Source organism: Paracoccus sp. PAR01 (genome assembly GCF_014851995.1).
Classification (GTDB): Bacteria; Pseudomonadota; Alphaproteobacteria; order Rhodobacterales; family Rhodobacteraceae; genus Paracoccus; species Paracoccus litorisediminis.
In genome coordinates this window covers 26,158-51,081 of the sequence record NZ_JACVAW010000001.1, presented here as the reverse complement: position 1 = coordinate 51,081, position 24,924 = coordinate 26,158, and the positions used below count along the sequence as shown (strand labels likewise).

The 24,924-nt window shown below is 61.8% G+C and carries 27 protein-coding genes and 1 tRNA gene; 19 read left to right on the top strand and 9 right to left on the bottom strand.

Annotation, left to right across the window (positions count from 1 at the left end; genetic code table 11):
• Positions 1–3: 3 nt before the first annotated feature.
• From dxr to IB235_RS00265, 4 genes are all read left to right on the top strand, one after another.
• Positions 4–1,176, top strand: a complete 1,173-nt coding sequence (gene dxr, locus IB235_RS00280) for a 1-deoxy-D-xylulose-5-phosphate reductoisomerase (protein WP_192334576.1) — start codon at positions 4–6, stop codon at positions 1,174–1,176.
• Complete coding sequence (rseP, locus tag IB235_RS00275) at positions 1,173–2,501, top strand: RIP metalloprotease RseP (RefSeq protein WP_192334573.1); 1,329 nt, start codon at positions 1,173–1,175, stop codon at positions 2,499–2,501. The genes dxr and rseP overlap by 4 nt, the downstream gene beginning before the upstream one ends.
• Before the next feature lie 97 nt (positions 2,502–2,598).
• Positions 2,599–4,935, top strand: coding sequence for an outer membrane protein assembly factor BamA (gene bamA / locus IB235_RS00270; RefSeq protein ID WP_192334570.1), 2,337 nt, complete (start codon positions 2,599–2,601; stop codon positions 4,933–4,935).
• Positions 4,935–5,612, top strand: a complete 678-nt coding sequence (locus IB235_RS00265; RefSeq protein ID WP_192334567.1) for an OmpH family outer membrane protein — start codon at positions 4,935–4,937, stop codon at positions 5,610–5,612. The genes bamA and IB235_RS00265 overlap by 1 nt, the downstream gene beginning before the upstream one ends.
• 3 nt (positions 5,613–5,615) lie before the next feature.
• On the opposite strand, the gene IB235_RS00260 is transcribed toward IB235_RS00265, so the two are convergent.
• Positions 5,616–6,554, bottom strand: coding sequence for a nucleoside hydrolase (locus IB235_RS00260; protein WP_192334565.1), 939 nt, complete (start codon positions 6,552–6,554; stop codon positions 5,616–5,618).
• Between the two features lie 68 nt (positions 6,555–6,622).
• Entirely contained in the window at positions 6,623–9,079 is a 2,457-nt protein-coding gene (locus tag IB235_RS00255; RefSeq protein ID WP_192334562.1) for a penicillin acylase family protein, read from the bottom strand.
• Positions 9,080–9,212: 133 nt separating this feature from the next.
• Between IB235_RS00255 and IB235_RS00250 the strand changes: the two genes are divergently transcribed.
• Together IB235_RS00250 and IB235_RS00245 are read left to right on the top strand one after the other, a co-directional pair.
• The gene (locus tag IB235_RS00250; protein ID WP_192334559.1) at positions 9,213–10,079 is read left to right on the top strand and encodes an NAD(P)-dependent oxidoreductase; all 867 of its coding nucleotides are present in this window, start codon (positions 9,213–9,215) and stop codon (positions 10,077–10,079) included.
• A gap of 61 nt (positions 10,080–10,140) precedes the next feature.
• Positions 10,141–10,216 (top strand) — tRNA-Val (locus tag IB235_RS00245).
• A 20-nt stretch (positions 10,217–10,236) separates the two neighbouring features.
• Here IB235_RS00245 and IB235_RS00240 read toward each other — a convergent pair.
• Complete coding sequence (locus IB235_RS00240; protein ID WP_192334556.1) at positions 10,237–11,382, bottom strand: tyrosine-type recombinase/integrase; 1,146 nt, start codon at positions 11,380–11,382, stop codon at positions 10,237–10,239.
• Positions 11,372–11,647, bottom strand: coding sequence for an AlpA family transcriptional regulator (locus IB235_RS00235; protein WP_155037612.1), 276 nt, complete (start codon positions 11,645–11,647; stop codon positions 11,372–11,374). The genes IB235_RS00240 and IB235_RS00235 overlap by 11 nt, the downstream gene beginning before the upstream one ends.
• Before the next feature lie 145 nt (positions 11,648–11,792).
• On the opposite strand from IB235_RS00235, the gene IB235_RS00230 reads away from it, so the two are divergent.
• Positions 11,793–12,164: a YgiW/YdeI family stress tolerance OB fold protein gene (locus IB235_RS00230; protein ID WP_192334553.1), complete on the top strand. Its 372-nt coding sequence runs from the start codon at positions 11,793–11,795 to the stop codon at positions 12,162–12,164.
• 613 nt (positions 12,165–12,777) lie between these two features.
• On the opposite strand, the gene IB235_RS00225 is transcribed toward IB235_RS00230, so the two are convergent.
• From IB235_RS00225 to IB235_RS00215, 3 genes are all read right to left on the bottom strand, one after another.
• The gene (locus IB235_RS00225) at positions 12,778–13,014 is read right to left on the bottom strand and encodes a hypothetical protein (RefSeq protein ID WP_192334550.1); all 237 of its coding nucleotides are present in this window, start codon (positions 13,012–13,014) and stop codon (positions 12,778–12,780) included.
• A complete protein-coding gene (locus IB235_RS00220) occupies positions 13,011–13,199 on the bottom strand; it encodes a hypothetical protein (protein ID WP_155037609.1) in 189 nt (62 codons plus the stop codon). Before IB235_RS00220 ends, IB235_RS00225 begins: the two co-directional genes overlap by 4 nt.
• 285 nt (positions 13,200–13,484) lie before the next feature.
• On the bottom strand, positions 13,485–13,793 hold the full coding sequence (locus IB235_RS00215) for a helix-turn-helix transcriptional regulator (RefSeq protein WP_155037608.1): 309 nt from the start codon (positions 13,791–13,793) through the stop codon (positions 13,485–13,487).
• A 443-nt stretch (positions 13,794–14,236) separates the two neighbouring features.
• Between IB235_RS00215 and IB235_RS00210 the strand changes: the two genes are divergently transcribed.
• The 5 genes from IB235_RS00210 (at position 14,237) to IB235_RS00190 (ending at position 16,186) form a co-directional block, all read left to right on the top strand.
• Positions 14,237–14,518 (top strand): hypothetical protein, encoded by a 282-nt coding sequence (locus IB235_RS00210; protein WP_155037607.1) that lies wholly within the window; start codon positions 14,237–14,239, stop codon positions 14,516–14,518.
• Entirely contained in the window at positions 14,515–14,979 is a 465-nt protein-coding gene (locus tag IB235_RS00205) for a hypothetical protein (RefSeq protein WP_192334547.1), read from the top strand. Before IB235_RS00210 ends, IB235_RS00205 begins: the two co-directional genes overlap by 4 nt.
• Positions 14,980–15,241: 262 nt before the next feature.
• Positions 15,242–15,571 (top strand): hypothetical protein, encoded by a 330-nt coding sequence (locus IB235_RS00200; RefSeq protein ID WP_192334544.1) that lies wholly within the window; start codon positions 15,242–15,244, stop codon positions 15,569–15,571.
• Complete coding sequence (locus tag IB235_RS00195) at positions 15,564–15,881, top strand: hypothetical protein (protein WP_192334541.1); 318 nt, start codon at positions 15,564–15,566, stop codon at positions 15,879–15,881. Before IB235_RS00200 ends, IB235_RS00195 begins: the two co-directional genes overlap by 8 nt.
• A complete protein-coding gene (locus IB235_RS00190; RefSeq protein ID WP_192334538.1) occupies positions 15,878–16,186 on the top strand; it encodes a hypothetical protein in 309 nt (102 codons plus the stop codon). The genes IB235_RS00195 and IB235_RS00190 overlap by 4 nt, the downstream gene beginning before the upstream one ends.
• Here the strand turns inward: IB235_RS00190 and IB235_RS00185 are convergent.
• Positions 16,176–16,493, bottom strand: a complete 318-nt coding sequence (locus IB235_RS00185) for a hypothetical protein (RefSeq protein WP_192335926.1) — start codon at positions 16,491–16,493, stop codon at positions 16,176–16,178. The genes IB235_RS00190 and IB235_RS00185 overlap by 11 nt on opposite strands.
• Positions 16,494–16,538: 45 nt before the next feature.
• Between IB235_RS00185 and IB235_RS00180 the strand changes: the two genes are divergently transcribed.
• From IB235_RS00180 to IB235_RS00160, 5 genes are all read left to right on the top strand, one after another.
• The gene (locus IB235_RS00180) at positions 16,539–17,675 is read left to right on the top strand and encodes a hypothetical protein (RefSeq protein WP_370576790.1); all 1,137 of its coding nucleotides are present in this window, start codon (positions 16,539–16,541) and stop codon (positions 17,673–17,675) included.
• Positions 17,668–17,916 carry a hypothetical protein gene (locus IB235_RS00175; protein WP_192334535.1) on the top strand — a complete coding sequence of 83 codons (249 nt, stop codon included), beginning with the start codon at positions 17,668–17,670 and terminating at the stop codon, positions 17,914–17,916. Before IB235_RS00180 ends, IB235_RS00175 begins: the two co-directional genes overlap by 8 nt.
• Complete coding sequence (locus IB235_RS00170) at positions 17,913–19,763, top strand: phage/plasmid primase, P4 family (RefSeq protein WP_192334532.1); 1,851 nt, start codon at positions 17,913–17,915, stop codon at positions 19,761–19,763. Before IB235_RS00175 ends, IB235_RS00170 begins: the two co-directional genes overlap by 4 nt.
• Before the next feature lie 348 nt (positions 19,764–20,111).
• On the top strand, positions 20,112–20,966 hold the full coding sequence (locus tag IB235_RS00165) for a hypothetical protein (RefSeq protein ID WP_225612003.1): 855 nt from the start codon (positions 20,112–20,114) through the stop codon (positions 20,964–20,966).
• Positions 20,967–21,283: 317 nt separating this feature from the next.
• On the top strand, positions 21,284–22,486 hold the full coding sequence (locus IB235_RS00160; protein WP_192334529.1) for a Hint domain-containing protein: 1,203 nt from the start codon (positions 21,284–21,286) through the stop codon (positions 22,484–22,486).
• A gap of 49 nt (positions 22,487–22,535) precedes the next feature.
• Here the strand turns inward: IB235_RS00160 and IB235_RS00155 are convergent, their stop codons facing one another.
• Complete coding sequence (locus IB235_RS00155; protein WP_155037599.1) at positions 22,536–23,027, bottom strand: ferritin-like domain-containing protein; 492 nt, start codon at positions 23,025–23,027, stop codon at positions 22,536–22,538.
• Between the two features lie 364 nt (positions 23,028–23,391).
• On the opposite strand from IB235_RS00155, the gene IB235_RS00150 reads away from it, so the two are divergent.
• Both IB235_RS00150 and IB235_RS00145 read left to right on the top strand, forming a co-directional pair.
• Positions 23,392–24,105: a hypothetical protein gene (locus IB235_RS00150; protein WP_225612002.1), complete on the top strand. Its 714-nt coding sequence runs from the start codon at positions 23,392–23,394 to the stop codon at positions 24,103–24,105.
• A gap of 151 nt (positions 24,106–24,256) precedes the next feature.
• Entirely contained in the window at positions 24,257–24,919 is a 663-nt protein-coding gene (locus tag IB235_RS00145) for a DUF1441 family protein (protein WP_192334526.1), read from the top strand.
• Positions 24,920–24,924: the final 5 nt, after the last annotated feature.

Here is a 24,924-nt window from a genome sequence, read left to right as displayed (position 1 = left end):
GAGATGCGCAGCATTTCCGTGCTGGGGGCCACCGGCTCTATCGGCGAAAGTGCATTTGATCTGCTGATGCGGGCAGGCGGGCCGGAGACCTTCCGGACCATCGCCCTGACCGGCGCGTCGAATGTCGCACGGCTGGCCGAAATGGCCCGCGCTCTGCGGGCCGAGATCGCGGTTACGGCCATGCCCGAGAAGCTGCCCGAACTGCGCGAGGCGCTTGCCGGCACCGGGATCGAGGCTGCTGCCGGTCCCGAGGCTATTGCCGAGGCCGCCGCCCGTCCCGCTGACTGGACGCTGTCGGCGATCATCGGCGCGGCGGGTTTGCCTCCGGGGCTCGAGGTCCTGCGCCGTGGCGGGACGCTGGCGCTTGCCAACAAGGAAAGCCTTGTCGCTGCAGGGCAACTGGTCATGGCCGAGGCCGCCCGCAGCGGTGCCCGTATTCTGCCGGTTGATTCCGAACATTCCGCTATTTTCCAGTCTCTTAATGGTGAAAACCTCGAACAAGTCGAAAGCGTGACCATCACCGCCTCGGGCGGGGCGTTCCGCGACTGGCCGCTAGAGCGACTGGCCCGCGCGACGGTTTCGGAGGCGTCGTGTCATCCGAATTGGGCGATGGGGCAGCGCATCACCATCGACAGTGCCTCGATGTTCAACAAGGCGCTGGAAGTCATTGAGACACACGAATTTTTCGGCATTGATGAGGAACGCATCCGGGTGCTTGTCCATCCGCAGTCGATCATCCATGCCTTTGTCAGCCACCGCGATGGGGCGAGCATTGCCCATATGGGCGCGCCCGATATGCGTCATGCCATCGGCTACGCGCTGAACTGGCCGCATCGCGCGGCTTTGCCGGTCGCGGCGCTGGATCTGGCGGCGCTTGGCAGCCTGACATTTTCCGCCCCCGATGAGACGCGCTGGCCTGCCTTGCGCCTTGCCCGAGAGGTGATCCGCGCTGGCGGTGCCGCAGGCGCAGTGTTGAATGCCGCGAAGGAGCAGGCTTTGGACGATTTCATCGCCGGACGGATCGGTTTCATGGACATGGCTCCGGCGGTCGAACGGGCGCTGGAGGCCTGCGCACGCGAAACCGGCTTCTCGGCCAGCCCGGCATCGCTGGATGACGTTTTGGCATGGGACCTGCGCGGACGTCGTCTGGCTGCCAGCACGGCAGGTGCGGCATGAGCGCGCTGATTGCGGATCTGGGCGGGCTGATCTGGACGGCCTGCGCCTTTATTTTGGCGCTGTCGATCATCGTGACCGTGCATGAATACGGCCATTACATCGTCGGCCGCTGGTCGGGGATCAAGGCCGAGGTGTTCTCGTTGGGCTTTGGCCCGCGGCTGTTCTCTCGCCGGGACAAGCACGGGACGCTGTGGCAGGTCGCGGCGATCCCGCTGGGCGGTTACGTCCGCTTTCTAGGCGACAGCAATGCCGCCAGCGCGGGTTCTGGCGCAGCTGTTGACCCGAGTTTGGCCCGCCAATCCTTGCCCGGCGCACCGCTTTGGGCGCGTTTCGCGACCGTGGCGGCGGGACCGATCTTCAACTTCATCCTGTCGATCCTGGTCTTTGGCGGAGTCGCGATGTGGCAGGGCATGCCGGTCGATACGCCGCAGGTCGGCACGTTGCGGGCGGCACCCGCCTCGGTCCAGATCGGGCTGGAGCCGGGCGACCGCATCGTGGCGCTGGATGGGCAAAAGGTGGAAAACTGGGCCGATCTGGGCCGGATCGCCACCGATTTGCCACCCAAACCCGTGCATGACTGGACCGTCAGCCGCGACGGGCGGGAACTGACCGTGCCCGGCCCCGATCCGATGCCGGCGCTGCTGACGGGGATCGCGCCGCGCAGTGCTGCCGCCGATGCCGGGTTGCGCGCAGGCGACGTGATCCTTGCCATCGACGGCAAGCCGGTCTCGCGCTTTGACGAGCTGCGCGAGCGGGTGCTGGCAGCGCAGGGCGCGCCGCTGCTGCTGCGGGTCTGGCGCGAGGGGCAGGGCGAGGCGGACTATACCCTGATCCCACGCGAACAGGACCTGCCGACCGCTGAGGGTTACGAAAAGCGCTGGATGATCGGCGTGACCGGGGGCGGGACCTATTTCGACCCGGCCACGCGCTCGACCGGCGTCGTCGAGGCGCTGTCTTTGGGCGCGGCGCGGACCTGGGACATCATCGCCTCGTCGCTGTCGGGGCTGTGGGCGATGATCTCGGGCCAGATCGGCAGCTGCCATCTGGGCGGCGCGATCTCGATCGCGGAAAGCACCGGGCAGGCGGCCTCGGCGGGGGGCAGCGACTTCCTGTGGTGGATCGGCGTTTTGTCGGCGGCGATCGGTTTCCTGAACCTGCTGCCGGTGCCGGTGCTGGATGGCGGCCACCTGATGTTTTATGCCTATGAGGCGGTTGCGCGGCGCAAGCCTTCGGACCGGGTGATCGACATCCTGTCCGCGCTTGGCATGGCGGCTGTGCTGGCACTGATGGTCTTCGGTCTCACCAACGATCTTTTCTGTCCCTGACAAAGCCTTGCCTTTTGACAGTCAGGCCTGCTTCGCTGTATCCATCTTGGCAAATCCGGCGGGACGAACCTGCCAAAAAGGCAAGACGAGGGGCAGCATGACGGATCGAAAACTCGGCAAGGGCGCACTTGCGCTGATTTCGGCGTTGGCCGTGGCTGCACCAGCGGCGATGGTGCCCGGTGCCGCCGCCGCCTATGTCTTCAACAATGTCAGGATCGAGGGCAACCAGCGGATCGAACCCGCGACGATCCTGTCCTATCTGGATTTGCAGCGCGGTCGCGACGTGTCAGGCGGCGACCTGAACGCCGCCCTGCAGCGCCTGCAGAATTCCGGCCTGTTCGAAAAGGTCGAGCTGACGCCGACCGGGGGCACGCTGGTCGTCAGCGTCGCCGAATATCCGACGATCAACACCATCGCCTTTGAGGGCAACAAGCGGCTCAAGGACGAAAACCTGACCGAGGTCGTCAAGTCCAAGTCCAACCGCGTTTTTTCGCCCGCCCAAGCCGAGGCCGATGCCGCCGAAATCAGCAAGGTCTATGCCTCGCAGGGCCGTCTGGCGGCGCGGGTCGATCCCAAGATCATCCGCCGCAGCAGCAATCGCGTCGATCTGGTCTTCGAGATCCGCGAAGGCGACGTCACCGAAATCGAGCGCATCGGCTTTGTCGGCAACCGCGCATTCTCGGACCAGAAGCTGCGCAACGTGCTGCAGACCAAGCAGGCGGGCCTGCTGCGGACCTTCATCAAGCGCGACACCTTTGCGCCCGACCGCCTGCCGGTCGATGAAAAGCTGCTGACCGATTTCTACCGCTCGCGCGGCTATGCCGATTTCAAGGTGCAGGCCGTGGCGCCGGAAGTGGCACGCGAACGCGATGCGTTCTACATCACCTTCCAGATTCAGGAAGGCCCGCGCTACACCTTTGGCACGGTGAACACGATCAGCGAGATCCCGGGCGTCGATGCCGCAGATTTCGCCGCTCAGAACCGCGTCCGCAAGGGCGATGTCTATAACCCGACGATCATCGACACCACCATCCGCCGGATGGAGGCGCTGGCGATCAACAAGGGCCTGAATTTCGTCAATATCGAGCCGCGCGTGACCCGCAATCCGCGCAGCCAGACGCTGGACCTGACCTTTGCCCTGACCCGCGGCCAACGTATCTTTGTCGAGCGCATCGACATCGAGGGCAACACGACCACCATGGACGAGGTGATCCGTCGCCAGTTCAACTCGGTCGAAGGCGACCCCTTCAACCCGCGTGAGATCCGCAACTCGGCCGAGCGGCTGCGGGCGCTGGGTTATTTCGCGGATGTGCAGGCCGAAAGCCGTCCCGGCACTGCCGCCGATCAGGTCATCGTCGACGTGAACGTCGAAGAGCAGCCGACCGGCAGCCTGAACTTCGGCGTCAGCTATGGCGTCTCTACCGGGGTGGGCTTCAACGCCTCATTGTCGGAAAAGAACTTCCTTGGCCGCGGCCAGGAGGTGAACCTGTCCTTCTCGACCGGTGCGGACAACCAATCCTCGGGCGTGACCTTTGTCGAGCCCTTCCTGTTCGGTCGTGACCTGAAATTCCGCGGGCAGCTGTGGTACAACACCACCAACCGCTACAATTCGGATTACAACACCCGCTCGGTCGGCATGATGACCGGGCTGGAATTCCCGATCTCGGAACGCGGCCGCCTTGAGGTCCGCTACAAGCTGAGCAAGGATACGCTGTTCGACGTCGATCCGATCGAAGTAGATCCCGACAGCGGGGAACTGGATGGCTCGTCGCCGATCCTGTTCAATGAGCAGGGGGGCTATATCAGCTCGGCGCTTGGATATACCTACAGCTATGACAGCCGGATTGCCGGGCTTGATCCGCTGACCGGTTATCGCCTGCGCTTCTCGCAGGATTTCGCCGGGCTGGGTGGCGACGTGAAATCGGTGACGACGGCGTTCTATTCCGGCGTGGAAAGCAAGGCCTGGCGCGAAGGCGTGACCTTCCTTGGCGAGTTCGAGGCCGGGGCGGTTCATATGCTGGGCGACAAGGACTCGCGCTTCCTTGAACGCTATACCGGCAACGGCAAAATCCGGGGCTTTGAGCCGAATGGCATCGGCCCGCGCGACAATGCCGCGCCGAACGAAGACGCGCTTGGCGGCAACTATTTCTGGGCACTGCGCACCGAGATGCGCTTCCCGGTCGGGCTGCCCGAGGAATATGGCATCGCTGGCGGCCTGTTCGCCGATGCGGGCTCGGTCTGGGGGCTGGACAACAATATCGGCGCCTACGGAATCGAGGTCGATGACGGCATGCATGTGCGCGCCACAGTCGGGGCCTCGGTCTTCTGGACGACGCCGATCGGGCCGCTGCGCTTCAACTTCTCGAAGGCGCTCGCCAAGGAAGATTACGACCTCGAGCAGAACTTCGACATGACAATCTCGACGCAATTCTGATGCGCGGGCGCTCGGGCATCGCGGCTTTGCTGCTGGTTCTGGGCGCTCCGTTCGCGCTGGCGCAAGAGCCTGCGACGGTCGCCCCGCCGCAGGACAGCCTTGTCGTTCCGCCGGCGCTGGTCGTTGAGACGCCGGAACGTCCCGCCGATCAGAGCAACCCCGCCATCCTGACCATCGATCAGGAGGAACTGTTCAGTGCCTCGGCATGGGGGATGCGCGTGCAGGCCGATCTGGACCAGCGCGGAAGCAAGATTGCCGAAGAAAATGAACGTCTTGCGGTGCAATTCTCGAATGAGGAGGAGCAGCTGACCGCGCTGCGTTCCACACTAAGCCCCGAGGAGTTCCGCAAACGTGCGGATGAATTCGACAAGCGTGTCGTCGAGGTTCGCCGCCAAAGGGACAGCGTCGGGCGCGAATTGCAGGATCATGTCGAGGAAGAGCGCGCGGCGTTCTTCCGCGCGGCCCTACCGGTTCTGGCTCAGGTGATGAAAGAGCGCGGCGCGGTGGTGGTTCTGGATCAGCGCTCGATCTTTGTCTCGGCGCAATCGGCGGACATTACCGCGACGATGATCGAACGCATTGACCGGGAAATCGGGGCAGGCCCGGCCGAGCCTGCACAGAAGAAAACCCCCGAGAAAGCGCCCCCCGCCGCGCCGACGACCCCGCCGCAGCCCTGAGGATCAGCGATCCAGCGTCGTGATGCGCTGGGTCAGCAGGTCAAAGAAGCCGTCGCGGTCGATGTCGCGGATGAACAGCGCGTTGGGCTTGCGTCCCGAAACGCGCCACCAATCCGCGACGGTCATGCCCAGCGTGAATTCGCCCTTGGTCTCGATCTCGACATTGATCTCGCGGCCCGAAAACAGGTCGGGCCGGATCAACCATGCGATGGCGCAGGGGTCGTGCAACGGCGCGCCCTCGCTGCCGTATTTCTCTCGGTCATAACGCTCAAAGAAGTCGGTCCAGCCAGCCACGGCCCGGCCGACCGGACCGCTGGCGCGCATGGTCTCGATCCAGTCGCGATTGGTCACGGCCTGATGGGTCACGTCCAACGGCAGGACGGTCAGAGGCACGCCGCTGGCAAAGACCAGCTTCGCTGCCTCGGGGTCGACATAGATGTTGAACTCGGCGGCGGGGGTGATGTTGCCGACCTCGAAATAGGCGCCGCCCATCAGCACGATCTGCTGGACACGGGACACGATGTCCGGGGCGCGCTGAAAGGCGTGGGCGATATTCGTCAGCGGGCCGATCGGTACCAGTGTCACCGTTCCCGCCGGTTCGCTGCGCAGGGTTTCGATGATGAAATCGACGGCATGACCCTCGGCCAGCGGCGTTTCCGGTTCGAACAGCAGGATGCCGTCCAGCCCGCTTTTGCCATGGACATGTTCGGCGGTGACCAAGGGACGGGACAGCGGCGCGGGGCATCCGGCATAGACCGGGATGTCGCCCCGTCCCGCGATCTGGCAGACGATGCGCGCGTTAAGCTGGGTCAGGTCCAGCGGTACGTTGCCCGCGACCGTGGTGACGCCCAGCACCTCAAGCTCTGGGCTGGCCAAGGCCAGCAGCAGCGCCACCGCGTCATCCTGTCCGGGGTCGGTGTCGATGATGATCTTGCGCGGCATTTTGCGGCCCTCCTGAACGGTTTGGCGCAGAATGGCGGCAGCTGGCGGGGGGATTCAACCCCCCGATGCTATTCGGGAACAGGTTCCAGCCGCGTGACACCGGTGGCCGCCGCACGGGCAAGATCGGGGTCCAGCGACATTCGCACATATTCGCCACGCCGCCACAATTCGGACATGTCGTCGTAATGGCGCGACAGCGGATGGCCCGATTGTCCGGTCGAGATGATGAAGACCGAGCTGTCGGGATCGGCCAGATCATAGACCCCGCGATAGGTCGCACCGGTGACATTCAGATAGGGGTTCGTGCCCTCATTCAGCATCCCGGCCAAAGCGATGGTCGAATCCCCGCCCGAGGTCGGCTGCACGAGGTTCACGATATAGGACAGCCCGCGCAGATCCCCCAGCGCCGGATGGATATGACGAGCGCGGTGGACGTCGCCCCAACGCCAGCTGGCCAGATCCGGGCCGAAGCGGTCGGTCAGTTCCAGCAGCGCCGCGTCCAGCGCCTGACGCGCGATCTGGGTGCAGGTCTCGACGGGGGTGGATTGGCGGATGTCGCACCACTCGCCTGCGCCGTTGATGTTGCGGAACACGCGCTCGATGAATTCGGGATAGAACTCGGTCAGATGCTGGGTCAGAGGGCCAATCTCATCCTGCACGATGCGTTCCTGCAGAGCGCGCATCCATGAGGAGTAGATCAGCGGCTCGGGTAGGTGCTCGCTCATCGTGCCGTCCCAATTGGCCAGCAGGGACAAGGCGTCCTGACGCTGGCGCTCGGGCGTGCCTTGCGGGGCGGGCTCATCGGTGAACCACAGCTCGGCGGCGACGACGGGCAGCAGGGCGCGGGCGTCGGGGCTGACCACGTCGATCTGGGCGGCGATGAAGCTGTCGCGGGAATGGACCTCGCGACTGTCGATCAGATGGCGCAGCCGGTCCTGCCGATAGGGATTGGCGCGGTCAAAGCCGACGATCTGTTGGCCGGGCTGGGCGGCACCCGTTGTCGCGACCACACCGCCTTCGGGGCGCAGGTCGGTCAGTGTCGTGGGGGCAGGGTTCACCCCAAGCCAGCGATGCACCGCGCTCCAGCCCGGCTGAGGCATCCGGCCTTGGATCGGACTGTCGGGCGAACGCTCGGGCAGGGCACCGGCCAGCACCTGACCGACGCCGTTCTTGTCGGCCAGCGTGACGTTCAGCGCTGGCGCGACCAGCGGCACAAGCGCCTGCGCGGCATCCTCGCGGGTGCGAGATTGCATCAGGCTCATCAACGCGGTCATCGAGGTGTCGCCCGCCTGACCGCCAGTCCATGCCAGCGCTGCGACATGGCCTGCGGGCAGGATGCTGGCAATGTCCAGCTGCCCTGCTGGCAGGATCGGGCCGTTTTCGCTTTCGCGCAGGGTGATGGTGCGCGGGGCTTCGCCCTTGACGCGGATGGTCTCGTTGCGGGTGGTGAAGTCGACCCAGCCATTCGCGCCGCGATACCGGTCGGGATCGCCCGGCTGGACTTCTTCGATGAACAGGTCCTGATCGTCGATCTGGGCCGGGGTGATACCCCATGCCAGATCGGCACTGCGACCGGAGAGCACCGCCGGAATGCCCGGAATCGTGCCGCCGATCACCCCGCCCGAGGCGAGTTCCAACCGCGCCAGATACCACAGGCCCGGTGCGGTCAGCGCGAATTGCGGGTCATTGGCCAGCAGCGCACCGCCAGCAGCCGTGCGCCGTGGCGCCACCGCCCAGCCATTGGCCGATGCCCCGAGCGACGGCGACAGGTAGCCCGCTAAACCGGTGTTCCAGTCGGGGTGCGGCACGTGACGTTCGACCCCGGCAAAGCGGGCATCGGGGAACAGCGTGGCATAGGCGGGCATCGGCGGCTCGGCCGTTGTCGCGACGACCTCTTGGCCACGCTCGGGCGCGGCCAAGGACAGGCGCGCGCGCAGCACCTCGCGCCGCAACTGGGTGGTCGAACTGGCGGCAAGCAGCTTCAGGATGGCAAGGGAATCCGCAGGTTCCCAATAGGAAATCTCATCCGGGAACAGGAAGAATTCCGGTGCGCCGCGACCGCGTGCGCCAAGGTTCACCTGTTGAATCCAGGCATTTACGCCTTCGGAATAGGCGGCAAGTGCGGCGCGGGTCGGCGCATCCTGCGCCTCGACCGAGGCGACGGCATTGCGGAACAGCCCCAGACGGCGGGCCAGATCATCAGCGGGCAGGGCGCCCGCGCCATAGATCTCGGCCAGACGGCCTTGTGCCGCGCGACGCAGCACGTTCATCTGGAACAGGCGGTCCTGCGCATGGGCAAGGCCAAGGGCAAAGAAGACGTCATGGTCGTTCTTGCCAAAGATATGAGGAACGTCCTCGGTCGAACGGACGATCTCGACAGGCGAAGTGATCCCCGCGACATCATAGGTCGCGTTGTAGTCAGGCAGAGAACGGATTGCGAAATACCAGACGAGGGCGATCAGCGCGACGCCTGCCACAATCAGTCCGACCGTCAGGCGCACAAGCCAGCGGAAAAGTGTCACCATGAATTGGGCGCGGTCCCGATGCTTGGGCGCAGAGGCTGTTGACCCCTGCGGCAGGTGGTGAAATTCATTCGGCTGAATAGGACAGGGCGCGAGCCGGATCAACGCGCCTTTCAACTTTGGAGCAGAGAAAATTATGGCGCGCGTTTCTTTTCTTGGACTTGGCGTGATGGGCTTCCCCATGGCGGGGCATCTGGCGGCCAAGGGGCACGAGGTCACGGTCTGGAACCGGACGGCCTCGAAGGCCACTGCATGGGCGGAAAAGCATGGTGGCCGCGCGGCCCCGACCGCACGCGAGGCTGCCATGGGGGCCGAATTCGTCATGGCCTGCGTCGGCAATGACGACGACCTGCGCGCGGTCTGCACCGGACCGGATGGGGCCTTTGCCGGGATGGAGGCGGGGGCGATCTTTGTCGATCACACCACCGTCTCGGCTGCCGTCACGCGCGAACTGGCCGGAATTGCCCAAAGCGCGGGGCTGGGTTTTGTCGATGCGCCGGTCTCGGGCGGACAGGCCGGGGCCGAGAACGGCCAGCTTTCGGTCATGTGCGGCGGCGCCGCCGAGGATTACGCCCGCGCCGAGCCGGTGATCGCCGCCTATGCCAAGATCTGCAAGCTGATGGGCCCGTCCGGTGCGGGGCAGCTGACCAAGATGTGCAATCAGATCGCCATTGCCGGGCTGGTGCAGGGCCTCTCCGAATCGCTGCATTTCGCCGAGAAGGCGGGGCTGAGCATTTCTGAGGTGGTCGAGGTGATCAGTCAGGGCGCCGCCGGAAGCTGGCAGATGCAGAACCGCTACAAGACGATCGAGGAAAACCGCTTCGATTTCGGTTTCGCGGTCGACTGGATGCGCAAGGATTTGGGGATCTGCCTGTCCACGGCGGATGAAAATGGCGCGAGCCTGCCTGTCACCGCGCTGGTGGATCAGTTCTACAAGGAGGTCCAGCACATGGGCGGCGGCCGTTGGGATACGTCCTCGCTGATCGCGCGGCTGCGGCGCTGACCGAAATGCGTGAACTGGTGCTTGCCAAGCGACGCCGGTTCACGCTAATAGCCGCCACGGCGGGCGGTTAGCTCAGTTGGTAGAGCGCTTCGTTTACACCGAAGATGTCGGGGGTTCGAGTCCCTCACCGCCCACCATGTTTCAAAGACTTAGCGTCTTAATCTTCTGACATGTTCCCAATCCATGCTGGCGTGTTCCCAATTTCGGGAATTAGTAGCAGGGTTTCGGCGTTCATGGCCTCAACTTCAGCTCGTCTCGCATAATGCCGCGCCATCTTGTCTGAGAGGTGGCCAAGCATGGATTTTACCCTCTGGATCCCTCCGAACACATCCGGGTTTCTGGCGACAGCGTTGGCAATCTGGGTGGCATTTGTGTGCCTCAAGCCGTGGAACGTCGGAGCGAAGGCTTCATCCTCATATTCATCCTTCCGTTTGGGCCTGAGGCCTAAGCGGATCAGTTCAGTACGCCATGACGCTCCAAATCCACTCGGGGTCCATGGCTGCCCCCGCGAATTCGTCAGCAATGGACGCCGCGGATCGACGAGACCTGCTTTGCGACGGTCAGTGCGTTCGAGATCAAGGATCGACAGCACAACCGGATGCAGGGGCACGGGCACGCCGTTCCCGGTTTTGCCTTGCTGGAGATACCATGTCGCACCGTCGATGCTGCAGTCTGACAGTCGTTGGGTCACATCGCCACGGCGTTGCCCGGTGTAGATCGCAACAAGTGCGACCTTCACGATTTCCTTTTTGCCTTTGGTGATGAGCGTCTGCAGTGCTTCATCTGGCCAGGGCTCGTAAGCACCTTCGGACAAGACGCGTTCAATCTTGCTGCATGGGTTGACGTCAACAAACCCGCGCGGCTTGCCCCAACTAAAGGTGGCGCTGATGTCGTCCAGTCTGCGATTGGCGGTCGCTGGCCTATTTGACAAGCTGTCGTAAAGTGCCTGGACATGAACTGGTCGAATTGCCGCGGCTTCGAACTTTCCCCACCGCTCTGTCATAAGTGCCAAGGCTAGGTCTCGTAGCGTCTTAGACTGGCGCGGAAGCTTTCTATAGCGCTCGCTTTCTCGGTGTTGATGGATCATTGCGGCGATACCTGTCGGGCTTTCGCTCTCGCCAGGTGCCGTGCCGAAAACCTTGCGGTGCGCCGTGTCGTACGAGGAGCGATACTCCGCGGAGAAAGGGTGAGGTAGGGCGTGCCGCTCTTCTTTTCCCTGCTTTACTACGCGGAAGTAAAAGAACTCCCGACCAGCGCGGATTTTGCGCTGGACGTAACGCTCAAGCCTAAGATCAGCCGCCACGGCTTGCCCTCAAGATCGGATCATCGACTTCGCCTTCGGCATTTGGCGTAATCCGCTTCTCAACATCGGTCCATTTCCAGCGCGAGGAAACCCCGATTTTCACCGGGCGAGGTAGCAGACCTTTGCGGACCCACTCCCACAACGTGCTGTCGCTGATGTCTAGCATCTGGCAAAGCGTATTGGATCCGACATAAGCGATGATGCGCGGTTCGAGATTGACACGCTCCGGCATGGCCGCTGGCTGAATTGTGAGGTGCTTACCCATCACGCAGCCTCCTGCTTTCGGGTCTGTTGTTCGATGGCATGCGTGCACCTGGGAGGTTCATCGGCAATCCCAAATCGGGAATCCGTTTGCGCCTCGAACCGTTCTCCAGGCGGCCGCGTTCGACTGACTGGTAAGGAGAAACGCGATGAAAAAAATCTTGCTCGCAGCGGCTATGGTCATCACGACGTCCACGATGGCATTCGCACAGTACCGCGGTCCGTCCGACCTGAAGCAGGTTGACGAGGGAACGTATGTAACGACCACAGTGAAGCAGATCCTGGCGGCGCCGAAGGACGAGGCTGCCGTGCAGCTCGAAGGCCGGCTGGTCCGTCAGGTCGAGAAAGAAGTCTATACATTCCGCGATGACACCGGCGAAATCCGGGTGGAAATTGACGAGGACGATTTTCCCGGTACCGAAGTCGATGAAAACAACGTCGTACGCATCGAGGGAGAGGTGGACACGCATCTTCGGAAGGAGACCGACATCGATGTGGACCGGGTAACCATCGTGCAATGAAGGATTCAGCCATTGATTGCACTGACGAATGATCGCGCGGTGATGGCTCCGTATCGAGGAGAGGGACACAGTGGCACAGGCACGTAGTGGGCATGCCGCCATTGTTGGCAGCTGCCCCAACCGTTCCATGTCCCTCGAAAGATCCGCCAGTGACGCGCTTTGTGCGGTAGAGCACAGACCTTGTGTCGTAGCGCAATTATTACTCGAGCTATAACGAGTAACGTGTTGATCAATCGGCCTGCGCTTCGGTTTCCAAACCGGTCGCAGGCCGAAAATTTTGGCCAGTACATCCCTCCAGGTGAAGCTGGCCCATGAGTAGCCGTCCGCGTGTGTGCTCATGCGCCTCTCCAGCTTAGGGATTCATTGAACAGTTCGATTGGGTGGGGCGACACTGGCTGCTCAACAGCTCGATGCGCCGCGCGGGGGGCATCAGTTGCCCGGCCGCGACGAGTGCTTCGTCGGCCTTTCGGACATATTCGCGAAGCGAAACAGGTCCCGAAGGCCAGTTTGTCATGTTTCGTCCGCTTGGTCTCAGAAAAAGGCCCCCGGTCCGAGCAGAGACCGGGGGCAGTCATGCCCGGCAGAACAAGCGACTGTCTGGCGGGCGAATGGGTCATGAGAAAAGGACCGCGAGCATCGATCCGGCGGCGCCGATCACCATGAGTGCGGCGCACATTCCGGCGCCGACAAGGATAGTCACCAGCCGGTTCAGGACGCGTCTCTGGCGAGCCGTGAGTAGTCTCACGTCCATCGCTTCTTCTGGCGACATGTCGTCGGCCGAGACGTGGAAATCAGCTGCGGCGCGGCCCGATGCGAAAGGGTGACGGTCCTGATGGTCGTGATCCGTCATTGATGGGGTCCCTTCCGTGCCGGGCGCTGGCGCTGGCTCACCCGAATTCCGTGCTGGCTGGCCACGATCATGAATGCCACGCGGCGGAGGGTCTCGGGCAACCGCGCGGCCAGCTCGGGATCACAGATGACCATTCGCGCGTCGGTGACCGCCTGCGGGGTCGTGGGAACGAGAGGGATCTTCATCGGGCGCTCCATCCATGGGTTGCGGTTGTAATATAAATTGCGATAAACGCAAAATACTGCAAGACGCAATTTGCGATCATCGCAAAATAATTCGTGCGAATCCGTAGCTGGTTTGGGAGCAACCACACGAAGGCGGATGGCTGGGTGGTGCAAGTCCGCGAGCCATCTGCCCTCAAGGTCAACTTGAGCGAGTTCCCGGTCCTCCTACCATGCATGGTGGAGAGAGCATTGATTGGAATGAATTAATGGATGACCGGGTGTTCGTGATCGCGAAGCTAGATGAAATTACCGCTTTGCCACCTGGCGATGAGCGATCAGCCCGTCTGCGGCGCCTAGCAAAAGAGCCCGCTCTTCGTCGGTTAATTCTTGAATGCGATCGAGTAGCCGCTGCTCTAAAGGGTCAGGAGCGGCTTTAGAGGGCGGGCGGAAAAAGGCGACGATTAGAGCCATCTCGCCGGGCTGCACCCTGCGTTCGCCCTTCAGAATTTTGCTTATGACATCTGGCTTCACGCCAACGGCGCGAGCCAATTCGGTGAGCTCCCCACGCTTTCCGGTGAGCCGGTGCTTGATCCAGTCTGCGTCAATCAGTTCCATGGGCACATGTTGCGCAAATCGCAACTCAAAGATACTGCGTTAATCGCAAAGATTCCGCTTGCCAATAATTGCGATAATCGCAATTAGTATGTGCATGATGGAGCCAGCGCGAACGATCATTGAAATCTGTGGCGGCTTTCAAGCCGTCGCTAACATGACCGGGCGCACCCTTTCGAGGGTGCACCGATGGACCTATCCACGAGAGAGGGGTGGGACTGGCGGTCTAGTTCCGACCGATGTCCAACAGACCCTGTTGCGAGAGGCACAGAGCAGAAGCCTTCCTCTGACGCCACAGCACTTCTTTCCCGAGTTTCTCGAGGAAAGCTCGCGCACTTCATCGAGTTCTAAACCCGCCGCAACTGCGGCCCCAACCATCGAGCATCCCCATGTCCCAACTCCATAAGACCCCTGTGTCTCGTCAGGCTGCTTCGGCACGACATCAAATGTCCCGTGACAGGGTTTTTGATGGTCGTGCCCGCACGGCGGCGGCGGCGCGGCGCGCCCATGCCAGCTATTTCCTTGACCGCGACGCGTTCATGCGTCGCTGGTCGCTGCTGATGATCGCCAGCTTCGGGTCGCGTGAAGAGTGCGCGATGCATTTTGGCGTTGCATTCCAGACCGCATGCAATTGGTTCGACGCAATCAACCGCCCCTATGGCGATGCCGTCGCCCACGCTGTCGAAACGCTGCCCCGATACTTCGAGATCATGGGGGCGCGGTCATGACGCTGCAGGAGTGTCAGTTCATCAAGCTGAACTGGGTTCCGGCAGAGCCGAACTCGGCGGGCTTGGATCTGATCTCACACATGGTTTCTCAGGATGGTTTGAAGCTGGGCTTCCCAGTGGAATCCATCCAGTCAACGACCTGGCAGGCTTGGGTCAAGTGCGTGATCAAGGACACGGCCATTGGTTGGCTCAACTTGATGTCTTGGGTTCTACCTCTCGCGTCGATCAGTCGTAGATTCAGCGCGTCTCCAAAGACCGAAAGCGAATATGAGACGGCACCGTATGCTTGCGCCGCTTCGTACGGTGACTCCTCCGGAGGTTGCCGCTCAGCGATCTCATCAAGCGCGGCCTCGTATTGGGCCGCTGTCATTTTCATCGGCATCGGTGTCCTCATTGGCCTGATTACGGCTCGATATCGTCACCGGGCTGGCCGGTCAGGTCAAAGGAAATCCTCGAGATGAAACACGGGCTTTCAGGTTGCCCGGGGCGGGGATGGAGGAGGGGGCGCAGCACCTGTCCTCACGGAACCCGTCACGATCCTTGTTCGCCTCGGGCGGGTATGACCGGGATCGTGGAACCTGCGGCTGGCCCGGCCGAGAGCTGCTTTGGCAGCGGGGCGAAAATTTCCTCAGCCTCACTCCTCCTCCCTAGAGGCTGATGAAGCGGGGCGCGGCGGGACCACCACGCCGCCGCGCCCAACCATTTCAACCAGGGGATCACAGCATGAATGTTCAGAATGAATATCGCGATGTGCCCGCCATGCCGGTGAGCGGGGTGGCGTCGATCCATGCGCGGTTCGCGATGATGGCCATCGCCTATGGCGCGAAGCTCGATACCGTCGAGCCGGAGGCGATCGACCGCGCTGGCGCCTTGGTCTTTCAGACCTTCGGCCCCGATCACGACCTGACGCGCGAGATGGAGCATTTCATCGATACCGTCACCGAAGGCAATGGCCGTCCAGAACTTTGGAATGATGCCGGTGATCGATTGCTTCGCGCTGTCCATCGCACGACCTGGTGCGGCGCGCCGGCAAGGGCTGACATCGATGGCTGAGGCGGCGCGCCTGACAGTCCACGATCACACTCTGATCGCCGCCCTTGAGGTGCTATCGCGTCCAGCGCTGGTCGACAGGTCCTATCTGGACGATGTCGTCGAAATTCTGCGCGATGTCCTGCGGCATGTCTCGCGCGAGCAGGTGCGACTGATCCCGTTGATCCAGACCGGTGAGCAATTCCTGACCTATCGCCCCTTGCATCCGGGCTATTACGGCGGTCTGCACGACCGTGCCTGGAAGGTGATGAACGCTTGGGACCGGCAGCGACTGGCTGATGGCTGGGATGCCATTCGAGGGCATGCAGCATGAGTGGCGGCCTGACCTCGATCCAACGCATGGTTGTCGGGCATCTGGATAGCCTTGAACCTGCGTTTGGTCCCAAAGCAGATGTGACCATCGTCGAGGAGCTGTGCCGCGGCACCTCGATCGCGGCCATCGCCAAGCAGATCGGATGCACCGCAGATGATGTGGTCTCCCGTTGGCAGCAGATATTGTTTCCCGCCATCACCACGGATCATGGTGCGCTGACCATTGATGGGCGGCGTGACCTGATCATCGCGGTCCGGGCGCGAGAACAGCAGAGTATGCAGCCGTCGCAAGAGGCTAGTCTTTGATGATCGGCCTCTCCAGCTTGGTAATCAGATCCTCAAGCGTAGCGAGCTCTTGTTTGATCTCACTATCGGTCGGATCGCCTTGGTCGCTCGCTGTTTGCAGATACCGCATGAACGACAGCTCTCGTTCAGCGGCCTCGCGCATATCCGCGACGACAATTTCGCGCGTGCCGGGAAACATGTCCTCAAGCGTATCGACCAGGGTGAGGACCGCGATCTCCAAGGCGCTGGTTGCGCGTCTGGTGCCACGGTGCAGGCCATACAGCCTGTCGATGTCGTCTGCGATTTTCGCTGTGTTTTCGTCGCTCATCCTCTCAGCCATCCCGGCGCGTCCTTTCTGTTCGGTAGGTGCATCGTGAGCCATGATCACCGCCTTAGCGAGGCCAAAGCCATGCCGATGACCGATGTCATCGCGCGTCTGGAACTGGCCGGGTTGGTCCGCACCGGCGGCGAGCTGGTTGGGCCGTGCCCGCAATGCGGCGGCAAGGACCGGTTCGGCGTCAACCTGCAGACCGGGATATTCCAGTGTCGCAAGGAATGTGGGCCAAACGCCAAGGGTGATCAGATCGCGTTGGTGCAGCATGTCATGGGTATGGATTTCCGGGCGGCGCTGGATTGGCTTTGCGGCCCGGCCGAAGGTCTGTCGGATGCGGATCGCGCAGAGCGCCGGCGCAAGGCCGAGGACAATCGGCGCAAGCAAGATGGCATCGCGCGCCAACGCCGCGAGGATTCGATCCGGACGGCGCGCGAGATCTGGTTTGCCGCGCGCTCGGCCGAGGGCACTGCCGTCCGCCAATACCTGACATTGCGCGGCATCAGTCCGGACCTGTTGCCTACGCTGCCGCAGACCGTCCGGTTCGACCCAGCCGCCCGTTACACGATCCCTGCTGATCGTCCCGGCCAGTGGGATGTGATCCATGTCGGTCCGGCCATGATCTGCGCGGTGGTCGATGCCGCGGGTCGGGTCACCGCTGTCCACCGTACCTGGCTGGATCTGGACCAGCCCAAGGGCAAGCTGAACCTGTCGGACCCCCGCCAGAAGGGCGAGACCCTGCCGGCCAAGAAGGTGCTGGGTTCGAAGAAGGGCGGTGCGATCCGTTTTATTACCCCCAGAGGCTGCGACACCATGATCATGGCCGAGGGGGTCGAGACGACCCTTTCCGCCCTGATCGCGGATCCGGCACCGCAGGCCACCGCCTATTGGTGCGGCGTCGACCTGGGCAACATGGCCGGCCGCATGCAGCGTGGCACCGGCCTGAAATTCGCCGGTCTTCCCGACCTCGACGATTCCGAAGCATGGCTGCCGCCCGAGTGGTTCCGGCACCTGATTTTCGTCCAGGACGGCGACAGTGATCCCAAGCTGACGACCGCCAAGCTCAAGGCCGGCCTGCGCCGCGCCATGATCAAACGACCCGGTTTGCGCGGGTCGATCGTCCATGCCGGGGAGGGCAGGGACCTCAACGATATCCTGATGGGACAGAAAGATGTTTGACGAACACGCTGTGGTCGCTGCGGCAAACCATTTCAACCAGGTGCTATGCGATGCAATACCGCTGGACCAATTGGGCATCGATGAGGTCAGAGGGCTGTTCGTGGCGATGACCGATATCATGGCCGTCGTCGTGGTAAACGGAAGTGCCGAGACCGAGCCGTTTATCGCGCTCTTGCGGGCAAAGATCGATGAGTTGCGCCTGAGCGTGGCTGACCTTCCGGTACAGGCGCGCCTGCAATGACCGATGAACGCGATGATGATGCCGTCGGTCAGGTGCGGGCGGTGATGCAGAATGCCGAGGATGTCGATCTGCCCGAGGGTATGGGTGATTTTCCCGATGACGATCCGGGCATCCCGGATGACTATGTTCCCCCGCCGCCCCCTCCCGAGGATCGCGGGCCTGACGATGACGAGCCCGAGCATCCGGTTTCGCAGGCGTCGCGTCAGCCGCTGAACGACATCGGCAACGGGCACCGGTTCCGTATCCATTTCGGCGAGAACATTCGGTTTGTTTCACAAGTCGGTTGGTTCGTCTGGGACAGCGCGCGCTGGAAACGGGATCCTGAAATCAGCCGCGACTGTTCGCCCCTGATCCGTGGCAGGGCGCATGGCATGACCGCCATGATCGAACAGGAGGTCGATTTCCTGCAACCGTCCAAGCGCGATCGGCAGCTGCTGATCGAGGAACGGAAGTTGCGGACCCGGCGCATTGAGATCGAGGCCATGCCGGACTTTGCCGGCAATGAAGAGCTGATATCCGAACTGGGCGAGATCGGCGCACGGCTGCGAGCGATCGATGGCGCGCTGAAGACGCATAAAAGCCTGATCGGGCGCCGCATGACCCATGCCAAGAACGCTGGCAACAGTGGCCCGATGTCGAACATGATCAATGAGGCCCGGGTGATGCTGGCCCATTCCGTCGAAGACATGGACAAGGGCGATCTGGACGTGAACACGCTATCGGGCGTGCTGCGTTTCACACGCGTTGCCGGCGATCCCGCAAATGGCATGTCTCCGATGGCGGATGTCGAACTGGTCCCGCATGATCGCGCCCAGCTGCTGACCAAGGTCATGCCCGTGGCATATGACCCGGACGCGAAATGTCCGCGGTTCGATGAATTCCTGAGCCAGATCCAGCCCAATATCGAGATGCGCAGATTCCTGCAGCGCTGGTTCGGCCTGTCCATGTCCGGTCTTGATATCCAGAAGCTGGCCTTCTTCCACGGCGGCGGCGCCAACGGCAAATCCGTTCTGGTCGATCTGATGGCGCGGATGATGGGCGACTATTCCGCCACCGCCAAGATTGAGAGTTTGACCGGCAAGAACAAGAAGAGCGGCTCGGATTCCCAGCCGGACCTGATCCCGCTGATCGGGGCGCGGCTGGTGCGCACCTCAGAACCGGAAGAAGGTGAACGCCTGCAGGAGGGTTTGGTGAAGGCGCTGACCGGCGGCGAACCGATGATGGTCCGCGCGCTCTATACCGACATGATCACCTTCCAGCCGATCTTCAAACTGACCATCTCGGGCAACCACCTGCCGGATATCCGCGGCGGTGATGACGGGATCTGGCGCCGATTGATGCTGGTCACCTTCCCGGTCCAGATCGCCGAGAAGAAGCGGATCCCGAAAAAGGAACTGGACGATCTGCTGTGGCAGGAACGGTCTGGGATCCTCAACTGGTTGGTGCAGGGACTACTGGACTATCTGGAAGGCGGGCTGCGGGAACCCGAAGAGGTGATGGCGGCCACCGAGGGCTATCGCAAGGACAGTGACCCGATCGGAACCTTCCTCGGCGATGCCACAGTGGTCTCGGGCTATGAGCGCGACTTCATGACCGCGCGCGAGCTGATCGAGGCCTTCAACTTCTGGATCGAGGAACGCGGGGAAACCCGCTGGAGCAACCGCACCGTTTCCCTGCGGTTGAAAGCCAAGGCCGAGTCATGGCGACATCCTGAAACCCAGAAGACCTTCGCCTCGGGCAAATCAGGGGTGACAGGCTATCGCGGCATCAGGCTGTCCGAGGACTTCTCCTCTCGGATGCGCGCGGCCGAGGCCCAGAGCAGCCAGAGCGGGTGGGTACCGCGATGACCCCGCACCCCAATCATCCTCATCAATCGATCTGGCGGGCCTGCGGGCCCGTCACGCGTATCTGGGCCATGGGTTCGATGTTGGGCCGGACGGGCTTGAGATGCCCCAAGGATGGGCTTGAGACTTCTCCGGGGTCAGGGGGTGCCACATGCGCGACATCAACGGTTTAGACCATGATTTTGGGCCGGGCGGGCTCGACGGGCCTGAGAAATCGCCATGTACCCGCGCGCGTATTTCAGCGGGGTCTGGGGGAAAACTGCTCTTACGCAAAGGGTAAAAACTCAAGCCCTTCAAGCCCGTCAGACCCAAAAAAGTAGTTTAACCCATTGAATATCAACAAACGAATGAATGGGTTTTCTGTCATTTCTCAAGCCCAACTCTCAATCCTTCAAGCCCGTCAAGCCCAAGTCAGAAACAGCGAACCCTACAGACAGTGAGATAAGAGAAATGAACCACAAAATGTTGATTTCGGCAGACAAGGTGGAACAAGGTAGGGCGTTAGTTTCGGCGGCCAAGGCGGCGCGGCAGGCGCGTGAAGCGGAGGAAGCGGCGCGGCTGGCCGAAATCCGCGATGCAGGCGCGATACCCGAGGAATGCGGCCCTGACATTGCCCCGGCCCCGGCTCGTGGCGGCTTCGTACTGCATCGTAACGTCGAGCTGCTGCCAGTGGGCACAGACAAAATCGAGGCCGTGCATCGCGGCTATGGTGGGCGGGCGGCCATCCGTACGGCAGATGTCTTCGACCGGATGATCGCCGCTGCCTTGCGCCGCAAGAGGCCCTGTCCACTGACTCCCGGCCAGATCGCGATGGGCCGACGCTACTCAAACTTGGTCGAGTTGGCAGCTTCTGACGGCACTAAACTTTCCCGTCTTGATAGTTCGGGTGGCGGTGGCGACAGCATGGATTGGATGGATCGCCATTTGGACATCGGACGCGAACTCGATGTTCTTCGTAAACGGATCGGACTCGGGGTCGCAATGGCGGTGCGTCGGGTGCGTCCGACAGCGCGCGGCGCTGACCAGCGCGGCTCGATCACGGATCGGGTGTTGGTGGACATGGTCTGCCTCAAGGGCTGCGCGCTAGAGGATGTCCTGCTGGGTCATGGCTGGAAAAAGAATGGCCAGACTTATGATGCAGTCACACACGCCCTGAGTGAGGCACTGGACCGCATGATCGGCTATAGCGGGAAAAAAACTTCTTGACCGCTTACATCACTCTGTGAGACAGAATTCACTATTATCGAGAAGTGCGCCCGCAGGGATCAACCCTAGCGGGCGTTCTCATTCTCCTATCCTTTATCCGTTCTTCTGCCTTAGAGAAATGGTGTCGGGCTTTTGCAGCTGAAACGCAGATCGGCAAAGAGGCGATTACACGTCTCAGTTCCATTTTCGGCAGTCATACATCTTTTGATTGCATTGAGTGTCGTCGTGTAAACAAATGGTGACGCTGACCGGCAGATTCGTGCCGTGAAGTGAATTCGAATTGCCCGCATTCCAGGCTTTCTGAAAGGATTCACTCTATGCCAAGCGTTACCCAACTACCGGATTCAACTATCGATCTTGAGGTCGAGACGCCCATTCTTTCGTTGGGCGAGAACTTTGTGCTCAATGATCTGAATACGTCGCAATCCTTCGACCTTTATGATGTCGAAGGCGGTGGCGGATCGGATGTCACCATCCAACCTGGCGATGAATTTTCTACGGTGACCGCAGAGGGCACTCCTGTCGTGACAGGAACCTATGCCGGCGAGGTCACCATTTCGACGGCTGCTGTCGACGTGGGTACACCCTTCCTTCTCGGCGCGACCATCCAGCTCAACGATATCACCGGGAGCCTGCTCGCCGACGAAAGCGGAAACGCGTATATCGTGACGGATGATCCGCTTGATGAGGATCATCTAACGGCAACGGTGACCGTGACGATTGCGGGTATCCCGACGACAATCACCGCACCCATTTCTGAGCTTGCGGCCGAACTCAACCTCCTTCCCGGGATCGGCACTCTGACCGATACTATTACGGATGCTGTACAGGGAGTTCTTGATACCGCCATCCTGACCATCGACCAGGATGAGACGGCGTCGACCACATTGGCGGCAAGTGAGATCTTCTGCTTTGTGGCGGGGACGTTAATCGAGACTGAAAACGGGCCGATTGCTATTGAGAATCTTGTCCCAGGGGACATGGTTCTGACCAAGGATAATGGCTTTCAGGCAATCCGCTGGATCGGTAGGGTACGTATTGCGGCAACATCCCTTGAGCGGAATCCCAAGCTGCGCCCGATCCGGATCAGCGCAGGTGCGCTGGGTGCAGGCACCCCGACTGTAGACTTGCTGGTATCGCCGCAGCACCGAGTGCTGGTTCGCTCGAAGATCGCGATGAAGATGTTCGGTGCGCTTGAAGTGCTTGTGGCCGCCAAGCAGCTTATACGTCTGGATGGTGTGGATATTGCGACCGATTTGACCGAGGTTGAGTATTTCCACATGCTGTTCGACCGACATGAGGTGGTGATCTCAAACGGCGCCGAGACGGAATCGCTTTACCCGGGTCCCCAGGCGTTGAAGTCGGTCGGTAAGGCCGCCGCAGACGAGATCTATGCACTCTTCCCGGAGTTGCGCGATCTGCACTGTGTTCCAGAACCTGCACGGCCGATTGCGTCCGGGCGTCAGGGTCGCCGTCTGGCTGATAGGCACGGGCAGAACGCACGCAGCCTGGTTGCGTGATAAAATTGCGCCCGCCGGGATCAACCCTAGCGGGCGCTCATCGCCTCGGTCACTTCTTGTCGGCTTTACCCGCCTCGTTGATCGACATCACAGCTAAGGCGGTCAGCTTGGCATTGGCGGCCTTCTCCTCGTCCAGGATTGAAGACAGAAGCGTGTGGGCCTCCTCGTGACCGAGGACCTTGGCCCATTCGCGCAACGTGCCGTAGCGCGCGATCTCGTAGTGCTCGACCGCTTGGGCCGCGCCGATCAAACCAACATCAAGCGCGTGACCTGATGCTTCCTCGATCAGTCCGTCAGCCTCTTTGATGAGGCCTTCCATGGCATCGCACTTCTCGCCCTTTGCCTCTTGACCGAGGGATTGGAAAACGGCCTCAAGTGTCTTGATGTGGCCCTTGGTTTCTTTCAGGTGCCCATCGATCGCGAGCTTGAGCTCGGCGTTGTTAACGGCCTTGGAGACTTTGGGCAGGGCCTTTGTCAGGGCATTCTCTGCCCAATACATATCTTGAAGGGTATGTTCGAACGCGTCCTTCACGGTCTTCATCAGAAGCTCCTCCGCAAGTTACATTCCTCGTTCCCACGCATAGTGAACGTCAGGTTGTTGGAGCAGTTCCAACTGATCCGGGAGCTAAGAGACGGTAGGCGGGATAGCGCCGCGATGGCGTTTAAACAGAAAACGCCCGCCGGAGCTTCGGGGCGGGCGCTTCAAGTCACGGGATTGTACTTGTTTGGAGATCAGAACGTACCGGTGACCAGCAGGATGATCGTTACAATTGGCACTCCAAAAAACCAGGCGACAATAGCTCTCATAGCTGCCTCCTTCGATCAATTGGCGAAAATGTAACGCTTGGCGCGCGTCTCGGTTTCCGAGCAGATCATCACAGATCGGCCAGCAGAGGAGTTTTTTGATGCTGATCCTCACGATCGATGACCGGGATCTGCAGGAGAACCTGCGGGCCTTGGCTGATCGCAAGATCAACATCGCGGCCAGCTGGGCGTTGAACGATACGGCCAAGGATGTGCTGACGCATGTTCAGGACCGGATGCAGGCGGTGTTCGACCGCCCGACACGGTACACGCTGAACGCGTTCACGATCCGGGGCGCGCGCCCGAAGAGGCTCGAGGCTGAGGTCAAGGAACGGCCATCGGTCGGCAGGCGACATTATCTGAAGACCCAAGAATTCGGTGGGGCGCGCGGACGCACTGGGCTCGAAGGTCTGCTCGATGCACGCCTGGCCTATGATGGTATCATCACGGCGGCCACTCCGGCATCGGGTGCGAAGCTTGATGCCTATGGCAACTGGTCGTCGGGCCAGCGCAATCAGGCGCTTTCCGCGGTCCAGGCGCAGCGCGACAAGTCATCGAACACGACCGCGAAATCACGCAGTCGCAAGCGCAAGCGGGCGGGTTTCTTCGTACCGCGGGCCAACAGCAAATTGTCGCCGGGCATCTGGAAGCGCGATCCGGATGGCTCGATCAGCAAGGTGCTGCACTTCACCCGCGGTATGCCGGTCTATGATGAGCGGCTCGGCTTCTTCGATGGTGCAGCGGAGGTCTATCAGGCGCGGTTGCCTGAGCATCTGGCCCGCACCATCGCGAAGATGGCTGCACAGGGGGCGTAGCGGCGGGCGGCTCGGACCGTCCGGTCGGGCCCCGGGTCCTTCCCGGATATGTGGTGCACGGGGGTCATTCGCGCCCCGTGACATTTGGTACGGAATTTCTGCCGAGGGGTGCAGGTTCCGGTACTTGTTGTTGTTATTGAAAGGATCATCGGTGTCGCACCTCATCACGCTGGCGGATGGGGAGGTGCTGGACGTGTCGGCATGGCCTCTGCCCGATGGGGTTGAGGATTTCGTGCTGAACCGATCGCAGCTCGCCAAGGCCTTCACGGTCACAGAAAACACGATCACCAAATGGATGGGGCAGGGCATGCCAGCCCTCTCCGAAGGCCAGAACGGGGTCGCCTACGAATTCCAGCTGTCGCATTGCCACGCCTGGCGGCAGGCGCGCGACGACAAGGCGCGGCACAGAAAGCAGCGCGGTGATCAGATTGCAGCGCAGGCGGCGCTGGCGTTCCGCAACCTCGATGCCGATCAGGAAGAGGCCGAGGCGGGACTGACCGCGGAGGAAGTTCGCAAGTGGTCGCAAGCCGAGTATGAGCGCAACCGTCTTGCCGAACAGCGCGGCGACCTGATCCGGGCCGATCGTACTCGGGCGGTCATGGAGGAGGTGCTGGTGATGACCGCGACCTCACTGGAGACGCTGCCCGACTATCTGGAAATGAAGTTCGGCCTGTCCACGGAACAGGTGGCCCAGGTGGTCGAGCGTACCGACCAGCTCCGCGACGAGATCAAGGCCAAGATCGACGACCTTCTGCGTCGCCCGGCTTCGGTGGTGGCGTTCGGGGGAGGTCGCCAGGGAGAAATGGATATCTGATGGTG